Origin of the sequence: Enterobacter sp. 03-F-07-AD-ECC (assembly GCF_047530935.1) — a bacterium.
Classification (GTDB): domain Bacteria; phylum Pseudomonadota; class Gammaproteobacteria; order Enterobacterales; family Enterobacteriaceae; genus Enterobacter; species Enterobacter cloacae.
In genome coordinates this window covers 25608-47042 of record NZ_JBLKBZ010000012.1, presented here as the reverse complement: position 1 = coordinate 47042, position 21435 = coordinate 25608, and the positions used below count along the sequence as shown (strand labels likewise).

General features: G+C 53.7%; 20 protein-coding genes. 14 read left to right on the top strand and 6 right to left on the bottom strand.

Annotated elements, in window-relative coordinates; translation table 11 throughout:
* Window positions 1–42 precede the first annotated feature (42 nt).
* From clpX to bolA, 4 genes are all read right to left on the bottom strand, one after another.
* On the bottom strand, window positions 43–1317 hold the full coding sequence (gene clpX / locus ACMWKA_RS17260; RefSeq protein ID WP_414760452.1) for an ATP-dependent protease ATP-binding subunit ClpX: 1275 nt from the start codon (window positions 1315–1317) through the stop codon (window positions 43–45).
* A 127-nt stretch (window positions 1318–1444) separates the two neighbouring features.
* Window positions 1445–2068 carry an ATP-dependent Clp endopeptidase proteolytic subunit ClpP gene (gene clpP, locus ACMWKA_RS17255; protein WP_013095857.1) on the bottom strand — a complete coding sequence of 208 codons (624 nt, stop codon included), beginning with the start codon at window positions 2066–2068 and terminating at the stop codon, window positions 1445–1447.
* Window positions 2069–2326: 258 nt separating this feature from the next.
* A complete protein-coding gene (tig, locus tag ACMWKA_RS17250) occupies window positions 2327–3625 on the bottom strand; it encodes a trigger factor (RefSeq protein WP_013095856.1) in 1299 nt (432 codons plus the stop codon).
* A 330-nt stretch (window positions 3626–3955) separates the two neighbouring features.
* Complete coding sequence (gene bolA, locus ACMWKA_RS17245) at window positions 3956–4273, bottom strand: transcriptional regulator BolA (RefSeq protein WP_013095855.1); 318 nt, start codon at window positions 4271–4273, stop codon at window positions 3956–3958.
* Window positions 4274–4578: 305 nt separating this feature from the next.
* On the opposite strand from bolA, the gene ACMWKA_RS17240 reads away from it, so the two are divergent.
* From ACMWKA_RS17240 to ACMWKA_RS17205, 8 genes are all read left to right on the top strand, one after another.
* A complete protein-coding gene (locus ACMWKA_RS17240; protein ID WP_013095854.1) occupies window positions 4579–5157 on the top strand; it encodes a lipoprotein in 579 nt (192 codons plus the stop codon).
* Window positions 5158–5202: 45 nt separating this feature from the next.
* Window positions 5203–6678 (top strand): muropeptide MFS transporter AmpG, encoded by a 1476-nt coding sequence (ampG, locus tag ACMWKA_RS17235; protein WP_414760451.1) that lies wholly within the window; start codon window positions 5203–5205, stop codon window positions 6676–6678.
* 479 nt (window positions 6679–7157) lie between these two features.
* Window positions 7158–8105: a cytochrome o ubiquinol oxidase subunit II gene (gene cyoA / locus ACMWKA_RS17230; RefSeq protein ID WP_013095851.1), complete on the top strand. Its 948-nt coding sequence runs from the start codon at window positions 7158–7160 to the stop codon at window positions 8103–8105.
* Window positions 8106–8121: 16 nt separating this feature from the next.
* Window positions 8122–10113, top strand: coding sequence for a cytochrome o ubiquinol oxidase subunit I (cyoB, locus tag ACMWKA_RS17225; protein WP_013095850.1), 1992 nt, complete (start codon window positions 8122–8124; stop codon window positions 10111–10113).
* A complete protein-coding gene (locus ACMWKA_RS17220; protein ID WP_003859057.1) occupies window positions 10103–10717 on the top strand; it encodes a cytochrome o ubiquinol oxidase subunit III in 615 nt (204 codons plus the stop codon). Before cyoB ends, ACMWKA_RS17220 begins: the two co-directional genes overlap by 11 nt.
* Complete coding sequence (locus ACMWKA_RS17215) at window positions 10717–11043, top strand: cytochrome o ubiquinol oxidase subunit IV (protein WP_006176899.1); 327 nt, start codon at window positions 10717–10719, stop codon at window positions 11041–11043. The genes ACMWKA_RS17220 and ACMWKA_RS17215 overlap by 1 nt, the downstream gene beginning before the upstream one ends.
* Window positions 11044–11054: 11 nt before the next feature.
* Entirely contained in the window at window positions 11055–11942 is an 888-nt protein-coding gene (gene cyoE, locus ACMWKA_RS17210) for a heme o synthase (RefSeq protein WP_013095848.1), read from the top strand.
* A gap of 149 nt (window positions 11943–12091) precedes the next feature.
* The gene (locus ACMWKA_RS17205) at window positions 12092–13453 is read left to right on the top strand and encodes an MFS transporter (protein WP_414760450.1); all 1362 of its coding nucleotides are present in this window, start codon (window positions 12092–12094) and stop codon (window positions 13451–13453) included.
* A gap of 32 nt (window positions 13454–13485) precedes the next feature.
* Here ACMWKA_RS17205 and ACMWKA_RS17200 read toward each other — a convergent pair whose 3' ends face one another.
* Window positions 13486–13977, bottom strand: coding sequence for a YajQ family cyclic di-GMP-binding protein (locus ACMWKA_RS17200; RefSeq protein ID WP_008503327.1), 492 nt, complete (start codon window positions 13975–13977; stop codon window positions 13486–13488).
* A 128-nt stretch (window positions 13978–14105) separates the two neighbouring features.
* On the opposite strand from ACMWKA_RS17200, the gene panE reads away from it, so the two are divergent.
* Window positions 14106–15017 carry a 2-dehydropantoate 2-reductase gene (gene panE / locus ACMWKA_RS17195; protein ID WP_414760449.1) on the top strand — a complete coding sequence of 304 codons (912 nt, stop codon included), beginning with the start codon at window positions 14106–14108 and terminating at the stop codon, window positions 15015–15017.
* Complete coding sequence (gene yajL, locus ACMWKA_RS17190; RefSeq protein ID WP_013095845.1) at window positions 14980–15573, top strand: protein deglycase YajL; 594 nt, start codon at window positions 14980–14982, stop codon at window positions 15571–15573. Before panE ends, yajL begins: the two co-directional genes overlap by 38 nt.
* 132 nt (window positions 15574–15705) lie before the next feature.
* Here the strand turns inward: yajL and thiI are convergent, their stop codons facing one another.
* Window positions 15706–17154 (bottom strand): tRNA uracil 4-sulfurtransferase ThiI, encoded by a 1449-nt coding sequence (gene thiI / locus ACMWKA_RS17185; RefSeq protein WP_013095844.1) that lies wholly within the window; start codon window positions 17152–17154, stop codon window positions 15706–15708.
* A 191-nt stretch (window positions 17155–17345) separates the two neighbouring features.
* On the opposite strand from thiI, the gene xseB reads away from it, so the two are divergent.
* The 4 genes from xseB to ACMWKA_RS17165 all read left to right on the top strand — a co-directional run bounded on the left by xseB (window position 17346) and on the right by ACMWKA_RS17165 (window position 21413).
* A complete protein-coding gene (xseB, locus tag ACMWKA_RS17180) occupies window positions 17346–17588 on the top strand; it encodes an exodeoxyribonuclease VII small subunit (RefSeq protein ID WP_008503331.1) in 243 nt (80 codons plus the stop codon).
* Window positions 17589–18488 carry a (2E,6E)-farnesyl diphosphate synthase gene (ispA, locus tag ACMWKA_RS17175; RefSeq protein WP_014830869.1) on the top strand — a complete coding sequence of 300 codons (900 nt, stop codon included), beginning with the start codon at window positions 17589–17591 and terminating at the stop codon, window positions 18486–18488.
* A gap of 24 nt (window positions 18489–18512) precedes the next feature.
* Complete coding sequence (gene dxs, locus ACMWKA_RS17170) at window positions 18513–20375, top strand: 1-deoxy-D-xylulose-5-phosphate synthase (RefSeq protein WP_023622252.1); 1863 nt, start codon at window positions 18513–18515, stop codon at window positions 20373–20375.
* Between the two features lie 63 nt (window positions 20376–20438).
* The gene (locus ACMWKA_RS17165; RefSeq protein ID WP_097534043.1) at window positions 20439–21413 is read left to right on the top strand and encodes an aldo/keto reductase; all 975 of its coding nucleotides are present in this window, start codon (window positions 20439–20441) and stop codon (window positions 21411–21413) included.
* Window positions 21414–21435: the final 22 nt, after the last annotated feature.

Here is a 21435-nt window from a genome sequence, read left to right as displayed (position 1 = left end):
AAATCCCCCCTTTTTGATTAACTGCTTGTATGATTTGGTGAATTATTCGCCAGATGCCTGCTGCGCTTCCGGTTTCCCGTAAATCAGCAGCGGCTTGCTTTGACCACCGATAACGGACTCGTCGATAACCACTTTTTCGACATCTTCCATGGAAGGCAGGTCGTACATGGTATCAAGCAGCGCCGCTTCAACGATGGAACGCAGACCACGGGCACCGGTTTTACGGATCATCGCTTTCTTCGCAATCGCATCCAGCGCTTCATCACGGAATTCCAGCTCAACGCCTTCCAGGTTAAACAGCGCCTGATACTGCTTGGTCAGCGCGTTTTTCGGCTCTTTCAGGATCTGGATCAGGGCTTCTTCACTCAGTTCATTCAGCGTAGCCACAACCGGCAGACGCCCAATGAATTCTGGGATCAGACCAAACTTGATCAGATCTTCTGGTTCAACCTGAGACAGCAGTTCGCCTTCGTTCGCTTTCTCGGATTTGGCCTTCACCGTTGCGCCAAAACCAATGCCGGAGCCGGTTTCAACACGGTGGGAGATAACTTTATCCAGACCGGCGAAAGCACCGCCACAAATGAACAGGATCTTGGAGGTATCAACCTGCAGGAACTCCTGCTGCGGATGTTTACGGCCACCCTGCGGGGGCACTGCGGCAACGGTCCCTTCGATCAGCTTCAGCAATGCCTGCTGTACACCTTCCCCTGATACGTCACGGGTGATAGACGGGTTGTCTGATTTACGGGAGATCTTGTCGATCTCATCGATATAGACGATCCCGCGCTGGGCTTTCTGTATGTCGTAATCGCACTTCTGAAGCAGTTTCTGGATGATGTTTTCCACATCTTCACCCACGTAACCGGCCTCGGTCAGGGTGGTGGCATCCGCCATGGTGAACGGCACATCCAGCAGGCGTGCGAGCGTTTCAGCCAGCAGCGTTTTACCGGAACCGGTTGGGCCGATCAGCAGAATGTTACTTTTACCCAGCTCTACGCCATTGCTGGTATCACCGTTACGCAGGCGTTTGTAGTGGTTATATACCGCTACCGCCAGCACTTTCTTAGCCTGCTCCTGACCGATGACATAGTCGTCCAGATGATGACGAATTTCATGCGGTGTCGGCAGCGCGCTACGCTCGCGGTGAGGCGCTACTTCTTTAATCTCTTCGCGAATGATGTCATTACATAAATCAACACATTCGTCGCAGATATACACGGACGGCCCGGCAATCAGTTTACGCACTTCATGCTGGCTTTTGCCGCAAAAAGAGCAGTACAGCAGTTTGCCCGAACCATCTTTGCGTTTATCTGTCATGAGTCCAAACCTCTTTTTAAGTTCTTTGTGCCGCACATGACGACGCAAATGCCATTTTCAGACGCAAGCTGCTCTCAAGCAGAGTGCCGCTTTACCTTAGTATAGCGGCACACTCGCGTCGCGGGCATCAATTACGATGGGTCAAAATGGAGTCGACTAAGCCGTACTCAACTGCCTCTGAAGCAGAGAGGAAGCGATCGCGCTCGGTATCGCGCTCGATCTGCTCAAGAGATTGACCCGTATGCTGCGCCATAAGTTCATTCATGCGCGCTTTTACTTTCAGAATTTCGCGGGCGTGGATTTCGATATCCGTCGCCTGCCCCTGGTAACCACCCAGCGGCTGGTGAATCATCACGCGGGAATTCGGCAGGCAGAAACGTTTGCCTTTTGCCCCTGCGGTTAACAGGAAGGCACCCATAGATGCTGCCTGACCCATACAGATAGTGCTCACATCAGGCTTGATGAATTGCATGGTGTCATAAATGGACATACCTGCCGTAATCACGCCGCCTGGGGAGTTAATGTACAGGTAAATGTCTTTTTCCGGGTTTTCCGCTTCCAGAAACAGCATCTGCGCCACGATCAGGTTAGCCATGTGGTCTTCCACCTGGCCGGTCAGAAAGATAACGCGTTCCTTGAGAAGACGGGAATAGATATCAAAAGAACGCTCACCACGTGAGGTCTGTTCAATAACCATTGGCACCAGAGCCATATGGGGTGCAAAGTTATCTCGTTCGCCACTGTATGACATTTCCGTCTCCTGGATCAAAATTGAAAACACCTGCTGTACTGATTGTAACCTTACGGACGGATTATCAGCCAGTCTCATTCATCTGATTACACACTTATGGGGTTTACATTGCCCTATTTCAAGCATAACAACCTTTTGTTGTTACGCTAACACCGAAAGGGCGTTTTAGCACCCTTCCTGGGCTATTGGTGCGATAAAAAAAACCCGTTGCCGGAAGGCAACGGGTTTTTGTTCAAACTTTAAACCTTCGGGGCGAAATTACGCCTGCTGGTTCATCAGTTCGTTGAAAGAGGTCGCTTTTTCGGTCACTTTCGCTTTCGCCAGTACCGCTTCAACAGCCTGCTCTTCCAGGGCAACATTGCGCATGTTGTCCATCAGCTCTTTGTTCTTACCGTAGAACTCGATAACTTCTGATGGATCTTCGTATGCAGAAGCCATCTCTTCGATCAGGCCTTTCACACGCTCTTCGTCAGCTTTCAGCTCGTGGGTACGAATCACTTCGCCCAGCAGCAGACCAACAACAACGCGGCGTTTTGCCTGCTCTTCGAACAGCTCGCGTGGCAGTTCCATCGCTTGCTGCTGGTTGCCACCGAAACGCTGTGCAGCCTGACGACGCAGTACGTCGATTTCGCTGTCGATCAGCGCAGCTGGAACGTCGATTTCGTTCGCCTTCACCAGGCCTTCGATAGCCTGAGATTTCACACGGTTACGCACAGCACCGTTCAGCTCGCGTTCCATGTTTTTACGTACTTCGGTACGCAGACCAGCAACAGAACCATCTTCCACGCCGAAACGCTTGATGAATTCTTCAGTCAGTTCTGGCAGTTCGCGCTCTTCCACTTTCTTCAGGTTGATGACGAACTTCGCTGCTTTACCTTTCAGGTTTTCAGCGTGGTACTCTTCAGGGAAGGTCACGTCGATGGTGAACTCTTCGCCCGCTTTGTGGCCTTTGATACCGTCTTCGAAGCCCGGGATCATACGACCCTGACCCATTGCCAGTACGAAGTCAGTCGCTTTGCCGCCTTCGAACTCTTCGCCGTCTACAGAACCGGTGAAGTCGATGGTGACGCGGTCTTCAGCGTCAACAGCGCCTTCTTTCTCTTTCCAGTTAGCCTGCTGCTTACGCAGGGTATCCAGCATGCCGTCAACATCTTCGTCGGTCACGGAAACAATCGGTTTTTCAACTTCGATAGATTCCAGACCTTTCAGCTCTACTTCCGGATACACTTCAAACTCTACAGAGTAGGTGAAGTCTTCGCCCAGTTTGTATTCGCCTGGAACGTAGTTCGGCGCACCGGCCGGATTGATCTTTTCTTTGATGATCGCATCGATAAAGTTGCGGCTCATCAGTTCACCCAGCACATCCTGACGCACGGAAGCGCCATAACGCTGAGCAACAACATTCATTGGTACTTTGCCCTTACGGAAGCCGTCAATACGTACTTTTTTTGCTACGTTGACCAGCTCGCTTTTCACAGCAGTTTCGATGCTGTCAGCAGCGATAGTAATCGTTACACGGCGGCCAAGGCCTTGAGTGGTTTCAACTGAAACTTGCATCTTGTTACCTCAAAAAAATCACAGTGCTCGGTCAACTCTGAATCTGTCTGTTTTACCGGGATGCTCTCTTAGTGCAGATTCACATTCCCTGTCGCCAGAATCATCCCGAAGACATTCAATAAGACGCGGCATTATAGCGGCATCACTTAGGTGAGTCGAGAACGGTTGGGGCATGTTGCTGCGGCTTTTTTCACACTTTAAGGCTATTTTTAGCCTTAAAATCGCACCATCCGCTCAAAACTCAGACAAAACAAAACGGCCCGAAGGCCGTTTTGAGGAAATCTGTAAGCAACATACTGGAAAAACTCCAGCGGTTGCAAATCCGATTTATCAGGCGATGGTGCCTGCACCGCGACAAGGCGGGGATGCAAAAACCGTATCCTGCAAGCCTTCCCACTCCTTAATGGTGTAGGTATGCAATGCCAGCGCATGTACGGTTGTGGAGAGTTCTTCCGTCAAGGTGCTGTAGATCAAGCGGTGTCGGTTCAGGAAACGTTCTCCCGTGAAGCGATCGCTAACCAGAACCACTTTGAAGTGGCTTTCAGAACCTGCCGGCACGTTATGACGATAGCTTTCGTCGACGACTTCGAGGAACACAGGGTTGAACGCTGCCCTTAATTTATCTTCTATCTGCTCACGTATCATCATGAAATTACTCCTCCGACAACGCCAGGATGTCACCCATCCCTTTAAATGTTAGCCGCTTTTACCGGTTCCATTACAACAAGACAACAAATATTTAGCTTTCGTCTTATTTTCTCATTCAAACGAATGAAGTTCACTGTGAGGCTCATACGTTTTGTCACACACAGGTTGAGAAAAAGGGCGAACTGGTCAGTTTTCAGACAAGGCGATGAATTTACATGCGTTGACCACTTCCCCTGGCCGTTAGCGATGTTATGATGGCGGCAATTTTTCTCTCTATATGCTTACGATTCGTTGAGAACCCGAAAATGTTAAAAAAACTCTTCTTTCCGTTGGTAGCCCTCTTTATGCTGGCAGGCTGCGCTACCCCGCCAACAACTATTGATGTCTCACCAAAAATCACGCTGCCTCAGCAAGATCCAAGCCTGATGGGCGTGACCGTGAGCATTAACGGTGCCGATCAGCGTCAGGATCAGGCCCTGGCGAAAGTGACCCGCGACAACCAGCTGGTGACGTTGACCGCTTCCCGTGACCTGCGTTTCCTGCTGCAGGAAGTGCTGGAGAAACAGATGACCTCTCGTGGTTACATGATTGGCCCAAGCGGCGCGGTTGATCTGCAGATCATCGTTAACAACCTGTACGCTGACGTTTCCCAGGGTAACGTGCGCTACAACATCTCCACCAAAGCGGACATCGCCATCATCGCTACCGCGAAGAACGGCAACAAGATGACCAAAAACTATCGTGCCAGCTACTCCGTAGAAGGTGCTTTCCAGGCCTCTAACCAGAACATTGCTAACGCCGTAAACAGCGTGCTGACCGATACCATCGCCGATATGGCGCAGGACACCAGCATTCACGACTTTATCAAGCAAAACGCGCGTTAATCCTGCTGACTGACCCGGTGTTTTACCGGGTCAGTTTTTAAGAACATGGCCAGTCATTACTTACGCATTTTCCAGCAACCCAAATCAGCCATTCTGCTGATCCTTGGCTTTGCCTCCGGTTTACCCCTCGCGCTCACTTCCGGCACGTTGCAGGCCTGGATGACGGTTGAGAATATCGATCTCAAAACCATTGGCTTCTTCTCGCTCGTCGGCCAGGCGTATGTCTTTAAGTTCCTGTGGTCGCCGGTGATGGATCGCTACACCCCGCCGTTCCTGGGCCGTCGTCGTGGCTGGCTGGTAATGACGCAGGTCCTGCTGTTGCTGGCCATTGCCGCCATGGGATTCCTTGAGCCGTCGACACAGCTTCGCTGGATGGCGGGGCTTGCGGTGGTGATCGCCTTCTGTTCCGCGTCACAGGATATCGTGTTTGATGCCTGGAAAACGGACGTGTTACCCGCAGAAGAGCGTGGAGCCGGTGCGGCCATCAGCGTGCTGGGCTATCGCCTCGGCATGCTGGTATCTGGTGGGCTGGCGCTGTGGCTGGCTGACCGCTATCTGGGCTGGCAGGGCATGTACTGGCTGATGGCCGCCCTGCTGATCCCGTGCATTATTGCCACCCTCCTCGCCCCTGAACCGAGCGACGTGATCCCGGTCCCCCGTTCTCTGGAGCAGGCCGTTGCCGAACCGCTGCGTGATTTCTTTGGCCGCAACAATGCCTGGCTGATCCTGCTGCTCATCGTCCTTTATAAGCTGGGTGATGCCTTCGCGATGAGCCTGACCACCACGTTCCTGATCCGCGGCGTCGGGTTCGATGCCGGTGAAGTGGGAGTGGTTAACAAAACCCTCGGGCTGTTTGCCACTATCGTCGGCGCACTTTACGGCGGGGTGTTGATGCAGCGCCTGACCCTGTTCCGGGCGTTGCTGATCTTCGGCATTCTGCAGGGGGCGTCTAACGCGGGTTACTGGCTGCTGTCGATTACCGATAAACATATGATTAGCATGGCGGCAGCAGTGTTCTTTGAGAACCTGTGTGGCGGAATGGGTACCGCGGCGTTTGTCGCCCTGCTGATGACGCTGTGCAACAAGTCGTTTTCTGCAACGCAGTTCGCCCTGCTCTCGGCGCTTTCTGCCGTGGGCCGCGTATATGTGGGGCCGATTGCCGGTTGGTTTGTTGAAGCGCACGGTTGGCCAACGTTTTATCTCTTCTCCGTGGTTGCAGCCGTGCCAGGCATTTTATTGTTGCTGGTCTGCCGCCAGACGCTGGAATATACCCAGCGAACAGAACACTTTATGCCGCGAACGGAATATCAGCGCGCCTACCGTTTTGCGCTACGCCTGTTAATGGTGGGATGTCTGGCGCTGGGGTTATGGCTCGTGGTGCTCATTATCAATGCCACTACCCCCCTGGAGCTTCCTCTTGAAGCCCTTCTCCTTGATGTCGGCGCCCTGCTGGCGGTCGTCGGGATCCTGCTCGGTGGGCTGCTCGATTTTCTGGCTCTGCGTAAAACGCAGACAACCTGAAGATAAAAGCGAAAGGTTATTTCCCGTTGTAATCACCGGCCGAAATTATAACGGTGAAATAACCGACAAACGCTAAAAAAAATATTTGTTGTTTTGTGCGGGATAGGATTCGGAAATTATTGGAGCCATTTCTTTCAGGCTATTTTTCATTAAACGATTCAGCTTGGGAAAGATTGAATTTTCGTCTTTAAATTGTCTTTTTATTGATAATTAATTGTTAATTTTTTGTTTATTTTTAACAATGGTTATACCAATTGCCCCTTTTAGAGTATGCTTGGGGGTCCTTTCGTTATAAAGCCCATGCCATGCGGCTTCGGTCATAAAAACCGACATAATTTGCAACACTTGTGACATGTGCGGCAGAACCCGGTAACACCTTCCTGACACAGGCCTAATGATGTTTACAGTAATGTAACCTTCCCGTAAAATGCCCCCACACTTTAAACGCCACCAGACTCCCGTGGAATTGAGGTCGTTAAATGAGACTCAGGAAATACAATAAAAGTTTGGGATGGTTGTCATTATTCGCAGGCACTGTATTACTCAGTGGCTGCGATTCTGCACTACTTGACCCCAAAGGACAGATTGGACTGGAACAACGTTCACTGATACTGACGGCATTTGGCCTGATGTTGATTGTGGTTATTCCAGCCATTTTGATGGCTGTTGGTTTCGCCTGGAAGTATCGTGCGAGCAATAAAGATGCGAAGTATAGCCCTAACTGGTCACACTCCAATAAAGTGGAAGCTGTGGTCTGGACGGTTCCTATTCTGATCATCCTGTTCCTCGCTGTGCTGACCTGGAAAACCACTCACGCACTTGAGCCAAGCAAACCGCTGGTTCACGATGAAAAACCAATTACCATTGAAGTGGTCTCCATGGACTGGAAATGGTTCTTCATCTATCCAGAGCAGGGCATTGCTACCGTGAATGAAATCGCCTTCCCGGCGAACACTCCGGTTCAGTTCAAAGTGACCTCCAACTCCGTAATGAACTCCTTCTTCATCCCACGTCTGGGTAGCCAGATTTACGCGATGGCCGGTATGCAGACCAACCTGCACCTGATCGCGAATGAAGCAGGCACCTATGATGGTATCTCCGCCAGCTATAGCGGCCCGGGCTTCTCAGGTATGAAGTTCAAAGCTATTGCGACGCCGGACCGTGCCGCTTTCGACCAATGGGTTGCAAAAGCGAAGCAGTCTCCAAACACCATGTCTGACATGGCGGCGTTCGAAAAAGTGGCTGCACCTAGCGAATACAACAAGGTGGAGTACTTCTCTAACGTGAAACCTGATTTGTTCAAAGACGTTATTGGCAAATTTATGGATCACGGCAAGAGCATGGACATGACCCAGCCTGAAGGCGAGCATAGCGCGCATGAAGGTATGGAAGGCATGGACATGAGCCACGCGGAAACCGCTCACTAAGGGGCCGAGGAAGAAAATGTTCGGAAAATTGACACTGGATGCAGTGCCCTACCATGAACCGATTATCATGGTTACGGTGGCTGCCATTATCATCGGTGGCGCGGCCTTACTGGCCTTGATCACTTACTTCGGTAAGTGGAGCTACCTGTGGAACGAGTGGCTGACTTCGGTTGACCACAAAAAACTCGGTATCATGTACTGCATCGTCGGTATCGTCATGTTAATTCGTGGCTTTGCGGATGCGATCATGATGCGTAGCCAGCAGGCACTCGCGTCTGCGGGTGAAGCCGGCTTCCTGCCACCGCACCACTACGACCAGATCTTTACCGCTCACGGCGTTATCATGATCTTCTTCGTGGCGATGCCGCTGGTTATCGGTCTGATGAACGTTGTCGTTCCGCTGCAAATTGGCGCGCGCGACGTTGCGTTCCCGTTCCTGAACAACCTGAGCTTCTGGTTTACGGTTGTCGGCGTTATCCTGGTTAACCTGTCACTGGGCGTGGGCGAATTCGCTCAGACCGGTTGGCTGGCTTACCCACCGCTGTCAGGAATTGAATACAGTCCGGGCGTTGGCGTTGACTACTGGATTTGGGCGCTTCAGCTCTCCGGTGTCGGTACCACCCTGACCGGTATCAACTTCTTCGTGACCATCCTGAAGATGCGTGCACCTGGTATGACCATGTTCAAGATGCCGGTATTTACCTGGGCATCTCTGTGCGCCAACGTACTGATTATCGCATCCTTCCCAATTCTGACCGTCACCATCGCGCTGCTGACCCTGGACCGCTACCTGGGCACCCATTTCTTCACGAATGACATGGGTGGCAACATGATGATGTACATCAACCTGATTTGGGCCTGGGGTCACCCGGAAGTGTACATTCTGGTTCTGCCTGTCTTCGGTGTGTTCTCCGAAATCGCAGCAACCTTCTCGCGTAAACGTCTGTTTGGTTACACCTCTCTGGTGTGGGCAACCGTCTGTATTACCGTTCTGTCGTTCATCGTTTGGCTGCACCACTTCTTTACTATGGGTGCGGGCGCGAACGTAAACGCCTTCTTCGGTATTACCACCATGATTATCGCCATCCCTACCGGGGTGAAGATCTTCAACTGGCTGTTCACCATGTACCAGGGCCGTATCGTGTTCCACTCAGCGATGCTGTGGACCATCGGCTTCATCGTCACCTTCTCCGTAGGTGGGATGACCGGCGTACTGCTGGCGGTACCGGGTGCTGACTTCGTTCTGCACAACAGTCTGTTCCTGATTGCGCACTTCCATAACGTTATCATCGGTGGCGTGGTCTTCGGCTGCTTCGCTGGCGTAACCTACTGGTGGCCAAAAGCGTTCGGCTTCACGCTGAACGAGAAATGGGGTAAACGCGCGTTCTGGTTCTGGATCATTGGCTTCTTCGTAGCATTTATGCCGCTGTACGTGCTGGGCTTCATGGGTATGACCCGTCGTCTGAGCCAGCAGATCGATCCGCAGTTCCACCCAATGCTGATGGTTGCAGCGGGCGGTGCCGCGCTGATTGCCTGCGGTATCCTGTGCCAGCTGATTCAGTACTACGTGTCCATCCGTGACCGTAACCTGAACCGCGACCTGACCGGTGACCCATGGGGTGGCCGTACGCTGGAGTGGGCGACCTCTTCTCCACCTCCGTTCTATAACTTTGCCGTAGTGCCGCACATTCACGAACGTGATGCATTCTGGGAAATGAAAGAAAAAGGTGAAGCGTACAAGCAACCTGACCATTACGAAGAGATCCATATGCCGAAAAACAGCGCAGCGGGCATCGTGATTGCCGCTTTCGCAACGGTATTTGGTTTCGCAATGATCTGGCACATCTGGTGGATGGCGATTGTTGGCTTCGCTGGCATCGTAATCAGCTGGATTGTGAAGAGCTTTGACGAGGACGTGGACTACTACGTACCAGTCCGTGAAGTTGAAAAGCTGGAAAATCAGCATTTCGACGAGATTTCTAAAGCGGGGCTGAAAAATGGCAACTGATACTCTGGCGCACTCGACTGCCCACGCGCATGAACATGCGCACCACGATACAGGACCGACGAAAGTCTTCGGGTTCTGGATCTACCTGATGAGCGACTGCATTCTGTTCTGCTGTCTGTTCGCAACCTATGCCGTTCTGGTGAACGGCACAGCGGGCGGCCCGACCGGCAAGGACATTTTTGAACTGCCGTTCGTTCTGGTTGAAACCGCACTGCTGTTATTCAGCTCCATCACCTACGGCATGGCGGCTATCGCCATGTACAAAAACAACAAGAGCCAGGTTGTCTCCTGGCTGGCGTTGACCTGGTTGTTTGGTGCTGGATTCATCGGGATGGAAATCTATGAATTCCATCACCTGATTATGGAAGGCTTCGGGCCGGATCGTAGTGGCTTCCTGTCTGCGTTCTTCGCGCTGGTCGGTACCCACGGTCTGCACGTGACCTCCGGTCTGATCTGGATGGCGGTTCTGATGTTCCAGATCTCCCGTCGCGGCCTGACCAGCACTAACCGTACCCGTATCATGTGCCTGAGCCTGTTCTGGCACTTCCTGGACGTGGTGTGGATCTGTGTGTTCTCTGTTGTCTATCTGATGGGGGCGATGTAATGAGTCATTCAAACGATCATGGCGCTTCCCACGGTAGCGTAAAAACCTACATGACAGGTTTTATCCTGTCGATCATCCTGACGGTGATCCCGTTCTGGATGGTGATGAGCGGTTCTGCGTCTAAGCCGGTTATTCTGGGTGCAATCCTGGTGACCGCGGTGATTCAGATTCTGGTGCATCTGGTTTGCTTCCTGCACATGAACACCAAGTCCGATGAAGGCTGGAACATGACGGCTTTCATCTTTACCGTGATTATCATCGCTATCCTGGTAGTCGGTTCCATCTGGATTATGTGGAACCTTAACTACAACATGATGGTTCACTAAGAGCGGCGAGTATGTTTAAGCAATACCTGCAAGTAACGAAACCAGGCATCATCTTTGGCAACCTGATCTCCGTGATCGGAGGGTTCCTGCTGGCCTCCAAAGGCAGCATTGATTACACCCTCTTTATCTACACGCTGGTCGGTGTGTCACTGGTTGTTGCGTCCGGTTGTGTATTTAACAACTACATCGACATGGATATCGACAAGAAGATGGAAAGGACCAAAAATCGGGTGCTGGTGAAAGGCCTGATCGCCCCTTCCGTCTCGCTGGTGTACGCCACCTTGCTGGGTATTGCTGGCTTTATGCTGCTGTGGTTTGGTGCTAACCCGCTGGCCTGCTGGCTGGGGGTGATGGGGTTCGTGGTGTATGTGGGCGTTTACAGCCTGTATATGAAGCGTCACTCCGTCTACGGCACGCTGATTGGTTCTCTCTCCGGCGCTGCGCCGCCGGTGATTGGCTACTGCGCCGTCACGAACGAGTTCGACAGCGGTGCGCTGATCCTGCTGGCTATCTTTAGCCTGTGGCAGATGCCGCACTCCTATGCCATCGCGATTTTCCGCTTTAAGGATTATCAGGCAGCGAACATTCCGGTTCTGCCGGTCGTGAAAGGTATTTCCGTTGCCAAGAACCACATCACGCTGTACATCATCGCCTTTGCCGTGGCAACGCTGATGCTCTCGCTGGGGGGTTACGCCGGGTATAAATATCTGGCGGTGGCCGCAGCGGTAAGCGTCTGGTGGCTCGGTATGGCCCTGCGCGGTTACAAAGTGGAAGATGACAAAGTCTGGGCACGCAAACTGTTTGTGTTCTCGATTGTTGCCATCACCTCGCTGTCCGTGATGATGTCCGTGGACTTTATGGTGCCGGATTCGCATAACCTGCTGACTTACGTCTGGTAAGCCACAACAGGTGAATAAAGGGGTGCTTCGGCACCCTTTTTTATTCACTGAATCTATCAATAACGCATGTAATATTTGTTAAATAACCCTTTATTTACCCCGCCCCTTCCCCGCACTACACTATGGCCTGCTTTTGAATTGAGGTGGCAATGAACGATTATAAAATGACACCGGGCGAGCTGCGTGCGACCTGGGGTTTAGGGACTGTTTTCTCGCTACGGATGCTTGGCATGTTTATGGTCCTGCCTGTTCTGACCACATACGGCATGGCATTGCAGGGCGCCAGCGAAGCGCTGATTGGCCTGGCGATTGGTATTTATGGTCTGGCTCAGGCGGTATTCCAGATCCCGTTTGGTCTGCTCTCTGACCGCGTCGGCCGCAAGCCGCTCATTGTCGGTGGTTTGCTGGTTTTTGTGCTCGGTAGCATCATCGCCGCCCTCTCCCACTCCATCTGGGGAATTATTCTTGGCCGCGCCCTGCAGGGCTCCGGCGCGATTGCCGCCGCCGTGATGGCGCTGCTGTCGGATTTAACCCGTGAACAGAACCGTACCAAAGCGATGGCATTTATCGGCGTGAGCTTTGGCGTCACGTTTGCGATTGCGATGGTGCTCGGCCCCATTATTACCCACACGCTTGGCCTGCACGCCCTGTTCTGGATGATTGCCATGCTGGCGACCATCGGTATTGCCTTAACGCTGTGGGTGGTACCGGACAGCAAAAACCACGTCCTCAACCGTGAATCCGGGATGGTCAAAGGCTGCTTTAGCAAGGTACTGGTTGAGCCGCGCCTGTTGAAGCTTAACTTAGGCATTATGTGTCTGCACATTCTGTTGATGTCGACCTTTGTCGCCCTGCCCGGTCAGCTGGCTGCCGCAGGTTTCCCGGCGGCAGAACACTGGAAAATCTATCTGGTGACGATGGTGATTTCGTTCGTCTCGGTGGTACCGTTTATTATCTATGCCGAAGTAAAGCGCAAAATGAAGCGCGTTTTCATCGGCTGTGTGGCGGTATTGCTGATTGCCGAGATCGTGCTCTGGGGCGCTGGCCCCCACTTCTGGGAATTGATTGCCGGTGTGCAGCTCTTCTTCCTGGCGTTTAACCTGATGGAAGCCCTGCTGCCGTCACTAATCAGCAAAGAATCCCCTGCCGGTTATAAAGGCACGGCGATGGGGATTTACTCCACCAGCCAGTTCATCGGCGTGGCCATTGGCGGTGCCCTCGGCGGCTGGGTCGACGGCCTGTTTGATTCCCAAACCGTCTTCCTCGCAGGCGCACTGCTGGCGACGGTCTGGCTGCTGGTTGCCGGTACCATGAAAGAGCCGCGCTACGTCAGTAGCCTGCGGGTAGAAATTCCTGACGACGTTGAGATCAACGATGCGCTGAAACAGCGTCTTGCATCGACAGAGGGCGTGAGTGAAGTGCTTCTCGCGGCAGAAGAGCGCAGCGCGTATGTCAAAATAGACAGTAAGGTGACAAACCGCTTTGAAGTTGAACAGGCGCTGAAAGCCTGAAAAAAAGCCCGGTTAAACCGGGCTTTTTCGTTTTAATCGCGGAAGTTTTTAAACTGGAACGGTTGTCCCAGATCGCCGCCGCGCACCAGCGCCATGACGGACTGCAGATCATCACGGGATTTTCCGGTAACACGAATTTCTTCACCCTGGATCTGTGCCTGAACCTTCAGCTTGCTGTCTTTGATGAGCTTAACGATTTTCTTCTGAACCGCGCTCTCAATGCCCTGCTTCAGTTTGGCTTCAACAAACCAGGTTTTACCGCTGTGCACGAACTCTTCCGGTACATCCAGCGAGGTCCCTTCAATGCCGCGTTTTAACAGCTTGGCACGCAGAATATCGAGCAACTGGTTGACCTGGAAATCAGATTCGCTCAGCACCTTAATGGTCTTATTGGCATCGTTCAGCTCAAACGAGGCTTCAACGCCACGAAAATCGAAACGTGACTCAACTTCGCGGGTTGCGTTTTCTACGCCGTTGCGAACTTCCTGGATATCAACTTCGGAAACAATATCGAAAGATGGCATCTTTTCTTCTCCCTTCATTTTTGTTGCGTTGCATAATACCCGCTACGAGGCATAACTCAACAGAAGCTTAGCTGACGGCGCTATACTTAGGCCGTAACACCTGGCGCAGTTGCAGGTGAGGAGGAACAATGAAAATTACAGTGCTCGGATGCGGAGCCCTTGGTCAGCTCTGGCTGACCGCACTATGCAAGCACGGACACGAAGTTCAGGGCTGGCTGCGCGTACCTCAGCCCTATTGCAGTGTAAACCTGATTGGTGAAGACGGAAGTATCTTTAACGAATCCCTCATCGCGAACGATCCTGATTTCCTGGCGCATAGCGACCTGCTGCTGGTGACGCTCAAAGCGTGGCAAGTTTCAGATGCAGTAAAAGCGCTGGCCGCCCAGCTTCCCTCCACGTCGCCCGTTTTATTGCTGCATAACGGCATGGGGACGATTGATGAACTGAAAAGCATTGTGCAGCCGCTGCTGATGGCCACCACCACGCATGCCGCGCGCCGTGACAGCAATATCATTGTGCATGTGGCCAGCGGCGTCACGCATATTGGACCTGCCCGGGACCAGGATGGCGACTACAGTTATCTGGCAGACACCCTGCAAACGGTGCTTCCGGACGTGGCCTGGCACAACAACATTCGCCCTCAGCTGTGGCGTAAGCTGGCCGTTAACTGTGTGATCAATCCGCTGACGGCGCTGTGGGACTGCCCGAACGGGGAACTGAAGCACCATCCGCAGGAGGTTGCCACCCTCTGTGCCGAGGTCGCCTCGGTGATCGAGCGTGAAGGCTTACACACATCGGCGGATGATTTACGCTATTATGTCGAGCAGGTTATTGATAGTACGGCAGAAAATATCTCATCCATGTTGCAGGATGTTCGGGCGCTACGCCACACGGAAATCGACTACATCACCGGCTATCTGCTAAAACGCGCCCGCGCACACGGTATCACTGTGCCGGAAAACGCCCGCCTGTATGACCTGGTAAAACGTAAGGAGAGTGAATATGAGCGCGTCGGCACTGGTTTGCCTCGCCCCTGGTAGCGAAGAGACAGAAGCGGTCACCACCATCGATATCATGGTGCGTGGCGGCATTCAGGTCACCACCGCCAGCGTCGCCAGCGATGGCAACCTGGCTATTACCTGCTCCCGAGGAGTGAAACTCCTCGCGGATGCGCCACTGGTACAGGTGGCCGACGGGGACTATGACATCATCGTGCTGCCCGGCGGCCTGAAAGGGGCGGAGTATTTTCGCGACAGCACTCTGTTAGTCGAAACCGTCAGACAGTTTCATCTGTCGGGACGTATCGTTGCTGCCATTTGTGCCGCCGCCGGTACCGTGCTGGTTCCGCATAATATCTTTCCCATCGGTAACATGACCGGTTTCCCGGGGCTGAAAGAGACCATCCCGGAAGAGCAGTGGGTGGATAAACGCGTCGTCTGGGATCCGCGCGTCAACCTGCTCACCAGCCAGGGGCCTGGTACCGCGATAGACTTTGGCTTAAAGATTGTTGACCTGCTGGTCGGGCGGGAGAAAGCCTACGAAGTCGCCTCCACGCTGGTGATGGCGGCGGGGATTTATAACTACTATGAAGAGTAGTGCAAAGAAAAGCCGGGTGGCGGTAGGTAAAAGCAAAACGGCAACCTCAGGTTGCCGTTTTTAATGTTTGCACCCTCTCCCCTTGGGAGAGGGTCTGGGTGAGGGCATCAAGCCACACACCCCCGCAAAAAACTACGGACGATACACCTTCACATTCGCAAAGCCCTGCTCACGCAGGTACAGCGCCTGCAGGCGACTCATCACCCCACGCTCACACCACAGCAGGTATGTTTTGCTCTGGTCGAGGTCGCCAAATTTGGTGCTCAGCTTATAGAACGGCAGAGAAACCACTTCCACCCCTTCCACCTGTAGCGGCTTGTCGTCCTGCTCATCAACGGAGCGGATATCCAGAATCGCGTCGTTGGCACCGAAACCGCTCACGGTTTCAACTTCAACCACTTCCTGCTCGGTCTGCTGGGCAATCTCACGGATGTCGATGTTGGAGGCTTCTTCCACCACTTTATCCAGAATGCTGAAATCGAAGTGCTCTTCTTCCGCTTCGATCTTCGCTTTTACCGCTTTGACCGTCGGGCTCTTCGAAATCACGCCGCAGTACTCTGGCATGGTACGGGCAAAATCTTCAGTGCCGATTTCGCGCGCCAGATCGATAATGTGCTCTTTGTCGTGAGAGATCAGCGGACGCAGGATCAGGGTGTCAGAGACATTGTCGATGAGACGCAGGTTGGTCAGCGTCTGGCTGGAAACCTGACCCAGCGCTTCACCGGTGACCAGCGCCTGCACACCATAGCGTTCCGCTACTTTAGAGGCCGCACGGACCATCATACGCTTGAGGACCACGCCCATCTGACCGTCGTCCACTTTCTCCAGGATTTCGCCAACCACTGGCTCGAAGTTGATCGCCACAAAGCGCACGCGGTGCGAGCTGCCAAAGCGATTCCACAGATAGTGTGCCACCTGACGCACGCCGATTTCATGCGCCGCGCCGCCCAGATTAAAGAAGCAGTAATGCACACGGCAGCCGCGACGCATCAGCATGTAGCTGGAGACGCCAGAGTCGAAACCACCGGAAATCAGGGACAGCACATCTTCCTGGGTACCGATTGGGAAGCCGCCGATACCTTCGTAACGCCCTTTCACCAGCAGCAGGCGATCGTTTTCGATCTCCAGGTTCACGGTGACATCCGGGTTGGTCAGACGCACGCGCGCCGTTTCAACATGCTGGTTCAGACCGCCGCCAACGTAACGTTCCACCTCGATAGAGCTGAATTCGTGCTTGCCGCGACGCTTCACGCGCACGCAGAAGGTTTTGCCTTCGATCTGGTCGCGATACTGCACCAGCGCTTTTTCGAAGATGTCATGCAGGGAAGTGAACGGAACATCTTCCACTTCCAGAATATGGTGAATACCCGGAATACGGGTCAGCGCGTCGCGAATGTCCTGACGTTTGTTTTCATCTTTCGCGCGAACTTCAACGTGATCCCAGTGGCGCACCACGGCGAGGGTTTCGTCGTAGTGTTTTAAAACGTTACGAATGTTCCCGGTGAGAATTTTAATAAAGCGCAAACGCACAGATTGGCTTTTGATGGTGATTTCAGGGAACAATTTAATGATAAACTTCATGGCGGCAATGTTTCTTAGGCAAGCGTATTAAGGCTTGTAATGGAAAATAATATTACAGCCCACACCCGTGGCTGCATCCAGGCGCGCAAGTATACCACCATCGCGCCGTTCCTGTGCACATTGCGCGTTATTTGATAATTGCCCCGAGTCCGTTACCATGTCGGGGCTGAGAATATAAGAGTCAATTCACTATGCCGAAGAAGAACGACGCACCGGCCAGTTTTGAAACTGCGCTGAGTGAACTGGAGCAGATCGTCACCCGCCTTGAGAGCGGTGATTTACCGCTGGAAGAGGCGCTCAACGAATTCGAGCGTGGCGTGCAGCTGGCGCGCCAGGGGCAGGTTAAACTGCAGCAGGCCGAGCAGCGTGTGCAGATCCTGCTTTCCGATAGCGAAGACGCTAAGACAACGCCTTTCACACCGGACGCCGAGTAAATGGATTTTGCTAACGAGCTTCAGGCGCGAGTCATACGCGCCAACGACGCCCTGCGCCGTTTTATTGCGCCACAACCTTTTCAGAACACTCCACTGGTTGAAGCCATGCACTATGGTGCACTCTTGGGTGGAAAGCGCCTGCGCCCGTTCCTCGTCTACGCCACAGGCAATATGTTTGGTATCAGCGATACTACGCTGGACGCCCCGGCTGCCGCCGTTGAGTGCATCCATGCCTACTCGCTGATCCACGATGATTTACCGGCGATGGATGATGACGATCTGCGTCGCGGTCAGCCAACCTGCCATATTAAGTTTGGCGAAGCGAATGCCATCCTGGCGGGGGATGCTCTGCAAACGCTGGCATTCTCTATTCTGAGCGATGCGCCGATGGCAGAAGTCAGCGATCGCGACCGTCTGGCAATGGTTTCCGAGCTGGCGATGGCCAGCGGCGTTGCCGGCATGTGCGGTGGGCAAGCGCTGGATCTGGAGGCAGAAGGACGTCAGGTTAATCTGGAACAGCTGGAGCGTATTCACCGGCATAAAACGGGCGCACTCATTCGTGCCGCCGTTCGCCTGGGCGCACTGAGCGCGGGTGAACAGGGGCGCAAAGCCCTGCCGATTCTGGACAGATACGCAGAAAGTATCGGTCTGGCGTTCCAGGTTCAGGATGACATTCTGGATGTGGTGGGCGATACTGCAACATTGGGTAAACGTCAGGGTGCGGATCAGCAGCTTGGCAAAAGTACCTACCCCGCCCTGCTGGGTCTTGAGCAAGCCCAGCGTAAAGCCCGGGATCTGATAGAGGAAGCCCGCCAGTCGCTGAATGAACTGGCCGCGCAGTCTCTCGATACCTCGGCACTGGAAGCGCTAGCGGACTATATAATCCAGCGTGATAAATAAACACACTATCTCGATGAGCCTTTGATGAGTTTTGATATTGCCAAATACCCGACACTGGCGTTAGTTGACTCCACCCAGGAGTTGCGTCTGTTGCCGAAAGAGAACCTGCCGAAGCTGTGCGACGAGCTGCGTCGCTATCTGCTCGACAGCGTAAGCCGTTCCAGCGGACATTTCGCCTCCGGGCTTGGCACGGTCGAGCTGACCGTTGCGCTGCACTACGTCTACAACACCCCGTTCGATCAGCTCATCTGGGACGTGGGCCATCAGGCCTATCCACATAAAATTCTGACGGGTCGTCGCGATCAAATTGGCACGATCCGCCAGAAAGGCGGCCTGCATCCGTTCCCGTGGCGCGGTGAGAGTGAGTACGATGTTTTAAGCGTCGGCCACTCCTCCACCTCCATCTCTGCGGGTATCGGTATTGCCGTGGCCGCCGAAAAAGAGAACAAGCAGCGCCGCACCGTCTGCGTGATCGGCGACGGCGCCATCACCGCCGGGATGGCCTTTGAGGCCATGAACCACGCGGGCGATATCAAGCCGGACATGCTGGTTATCCTGAACGATAACGAAATGTCGATTTCCGAGAACGTCGGCGCGCTGAATAACCATCTGGCACAGCTGCTCTCCGGCAAGCTTTACTCCACGCTGCGCGAAGGCGGCAAGAAAGTCTTCTCTGGCGTACCGCCAATCAAAGAGCTGCTCAAGCGCACCGAAGAACACATCAAAGGCATGGTCGTGCCGGGCACACTCTTTGAAGAGCTGGGCTTTAACTATATCGGCCCGGTTGATGGGCACGACGTGCTGGGGCTGGTCACCACGCTCAAGAACATGCGCGACCTGAAAGGCCCGCAGTTCCTGCACATCATGACGAAGAAAGGCCGTGGTTACGAACCAGCGGAAAAAGATCCGATCACTTTCCACGCGGTACCTAAATTCGATCCGACCAGCGGTTGTTTGCCAAAAAGCAGCGGCGGTATGCCGAGCTATTCCAAAATCTTCGGCGACTGGTTATGTGAAACCGCGGCGAAAGACAACAAGCTGATGGCGATCACCCCGGCTATGCGAGAAGGTTCCGGCATGGTCGAGTTCTCCAAAAAATACCCTGACCAGTATTTTGACGTGGCGATTGCCGAGCAGCACGCAGTCACCTTCGCGGCGGGTCTGGCGATTGGTGGATACAAACCGGTGGTGGCGATCTACTCCACCTTCCTGCAACGCGCCTACGATCAGGTGATCCATGACGTTGCCATCCAGAAGCTGCCGGTGCTGTTTGCTATCGACCGCGCAGGCATCGTGGGTGCTGACGGCCAGACGCACCAGGGTGCATTCGATCTTTCGTTCCTGCGCTGCATCCCGGACATGGTTATCATGACGCCAAGTGACGAAAACGAATGTCGTCAGATGCTGTATACCGGCTATCACTACCAGGATGGTCCAAGCGCGGTTCGCTATCCACGCGGTAACGCGGTGGGCGTTGAGCTGCAACCGCTGGAAAAACTGGCGATAGGTAAAGGTCTGGTGAAACGTCGCGGTGAGAAAGTGGCAATTCTGAACTTTGGTACCCTGATGCCAGAGGCCGCTAAGGTCGCTGAAGCGCTGAATGCCACTCTGGTGGATATGCGCTTTGTGAAACCGCTCGATGAATCCCTGATCCTGGAAATGGCAGAAACCCATGAGGTGCTGGTGACGCTGGAAGAAAATGCCATCATGGGCGGCGCAGGCAGCGGCGTGAACGAGGTGCTGATGGCGAACCGTAAAGCCGTTCCGGTACTGAACCTTGGTCTGCCGGATCACTTCATTCCGCAAGGTACTCAGGACGAAGCCCGCGCGGCAATTGGCCTGGACGCCGCAGGTATTGAAGCCAAAATTCGTAGCTGGCTTGCCTGATCCTTCCCCTTTTCCGCTCCTGCTATGCTTAAACGTATTGTTTAAAAAAGCAGGAGTGGAACCATGCAATACACGACATTAGGAAAAACGGATCTTAACGTTTCCCGACTTTGCCTGGGCTGTATGACCTTTGGCGAGCCTGACCGGGGTAATCACGCCTGGACGCTGCCGGAAGAGAGCAGCCGCCCTATCATCAAACGCGCCATTGAAGGTGGCATTAACTTCTTTGACACCGCCAACAGCTACTCCGACGGCAGCAGTGAAGAGATCGTTGGCCGAGCCCTGCGCGATTTTGCGCGTCGTGATGAAATCGTCGTCGCCACCAAGGTCTATTACCCGGTGGGCGATCTGGCTGAGGGGCTCTCTCGCGCCCAGATCCTGCGTTCCATTGACGACAGCCTTCGACGCCTGAACATGGACTATGTCGACCTGCTGCAAATTCACCGCTGGGATTACAATACTCCCATTGAGGAAACGCTTGAAGCGCTCAACGATGTGGTGAAAGCCGGTAAAGCGCGCTACATCGGCGCATCGTCTATGCACGCGTCGCAGTTTGCCCAGGCGCTGGCTCTGCAGGCGCAACATGGCTGGGCGCGCTTCGTCACCATGCAGGATCACTACAACCTGATCTATCGCGAAGAAGAACGCGAGATGCTACCGCTCTGCTATCAGGAAGGCGTGGCGGTGATCCCGTGGAGCCCGCTGGCACGTGGTCGCCTGACCCGTCCGTGGGGGGAAACCACGGCCCGCCTGGTATCGGATGAAGTAGGAAAAAATCTTTATTCCAGTACAGAAGCCAGCGATGCGTTAATTGCCGAACGGTTAGCCGGGATCGCCGACGATACCGGAGCAACCCGCGCCCAGGTCGCGCTGGCATGGCTGCTGAGTAAACGCGGCGTCGCGGCACCGATTATTGGCACTTCGCGGGAAGAGCAGCTTGATGAACTGCTGAATGCGGTGGATATCACGCTGACGCCGGAGCAGATTGCCGAGCTGGAGACACCGTATCAGCAGCATCCGGTGGTAGGGTTTAAGTAATCCCTCTCCCTAACCCTCAAAT

Coding starts and splice junctions, on each gene's coding strand:
- clpX (WP_414760452.1), bottom strand. CDS start 1,317: ATGACAGATAAACGCAAAGATGGTTCGGGCAAACTGCTGTACTGCTCT.
- clpP (WP_013095857.1), bottom strand. CDS start 2,068: ATGTCATACAGTGGCGAACGAGATAACTTTGCACCCCATATGGCTCTG.
- tig (WP_013095856.1), bottom strand. CDS start 3,625: ATGCAAGTTTCAGTTGAAACCACTCAAGGCCTTGGCCGCCGTGTAACG.
- bolA (WP_013095855.1), bottom strand. CDS start 4,273: ATGATGATACGTGAGCAGATAGAAGATAAATTAAGGGCAGCGTTCAAC.
- ACMWKA_RS17240 (WP_013095854.1), top strand. CDS start 4,579: ATGTTAAAAAAACTCTTCTTTCCGTTGGTAGCCCTCTTTATGCTGGCA.
- ampG (WP_414760451.1), top strand. CDS start 5,203: ATGGCCAGTCATTACTTACGCATTTTCCAGCAACCCAAATCAGCCATT.
- cyoA (WP_013095851.1), top strand. CDS start 7,158: ATGAGACTCAGGAAATACAATAAAAGTTTGGGATGGTTGTCATTATTC.
- cyoB (WP_013095850.1), top strand. CDS start 8,122: ATGTTCGGAAAATTGACACTGGATGCAGTGCCCTACCATGAACCGATT.
- ACMWKA_RS17220 (WP_003859057.1), top strand. CDS start 10,103: ATGGCAACTGATACTCTGGCGCACTCGACTGCCCACGCGCATGAACAT.
- ACMWKA_RS17215 (WP_006176899.1), top strand. CDS start 10,717: ATGAGTCATTCAAACGATCATGGCGCTTCCCACGGTAGCGTAAAAACC.
- cyoE (WP_013095848.1), top strand. CDS start 11,055: ATGTTTAAGCAATACCTGCAAGTAACGAAACCAGGCATCATCTTTGGC.
- ACMWKA_RS17205 (WP_414760450.1), top strand. CDS start 12,092: ATGAACGATTATAAAATGACACCGGGCGAGCTGCGTGCGACCTGGGGT.
- ACMWKA_RS17200 (WP_008503327.1), bottom strand. CDS start 13,977: ATGCCATCTTTCGATATTGTTTCCGAAGTTGATATCCAGGAAGTTCGC.
- panE (WP_414760449.1), top strand. CDS start 14,106: ATGAAAATTACAGTGCTCGGATGCGGAGCCCTTGGTCAGCTCTGGCTG.
- yajL (WP_013095845.1), top strand. CDS start 14,980: ATGAGCGCGTCGGCACTGGTTTGCCTCGCCCCTGGTAGCGAAGAGACA.
- thiI (WP_013095844.1), bottom strand. CDS start 17,154: ATGAAGTTTATCATTAAATTGTTCCCTGAAATCACCATCAAAAGCCAA.
- xseB (WP_008503331.1), top strand. CDS start 17,346: ATGCCGAAGAAGAACGACGCACCGGCCAGTTTTGAAACTGCGCTGAGT.
- ispA (WP_014830869.1), top strand. CDS start 17,589: ATGGATTTTGCTAACGAGCTTCAGGCGCGAGTCATACGCGCCAACGAC.
- dxs (WP_023622252.1), top strand. CDS start 18,513: ATGAGTTTTGATATTGCCAAATACCCGACACTGGCGTTAGTTGACTCC.
- ACMWKA_RS17165 (WP_097534043.1), top strand. CDS start 20,439: ATGCAATACACGACATTAGGAAAAACGGATCTTAACGTTTCCCGACTT.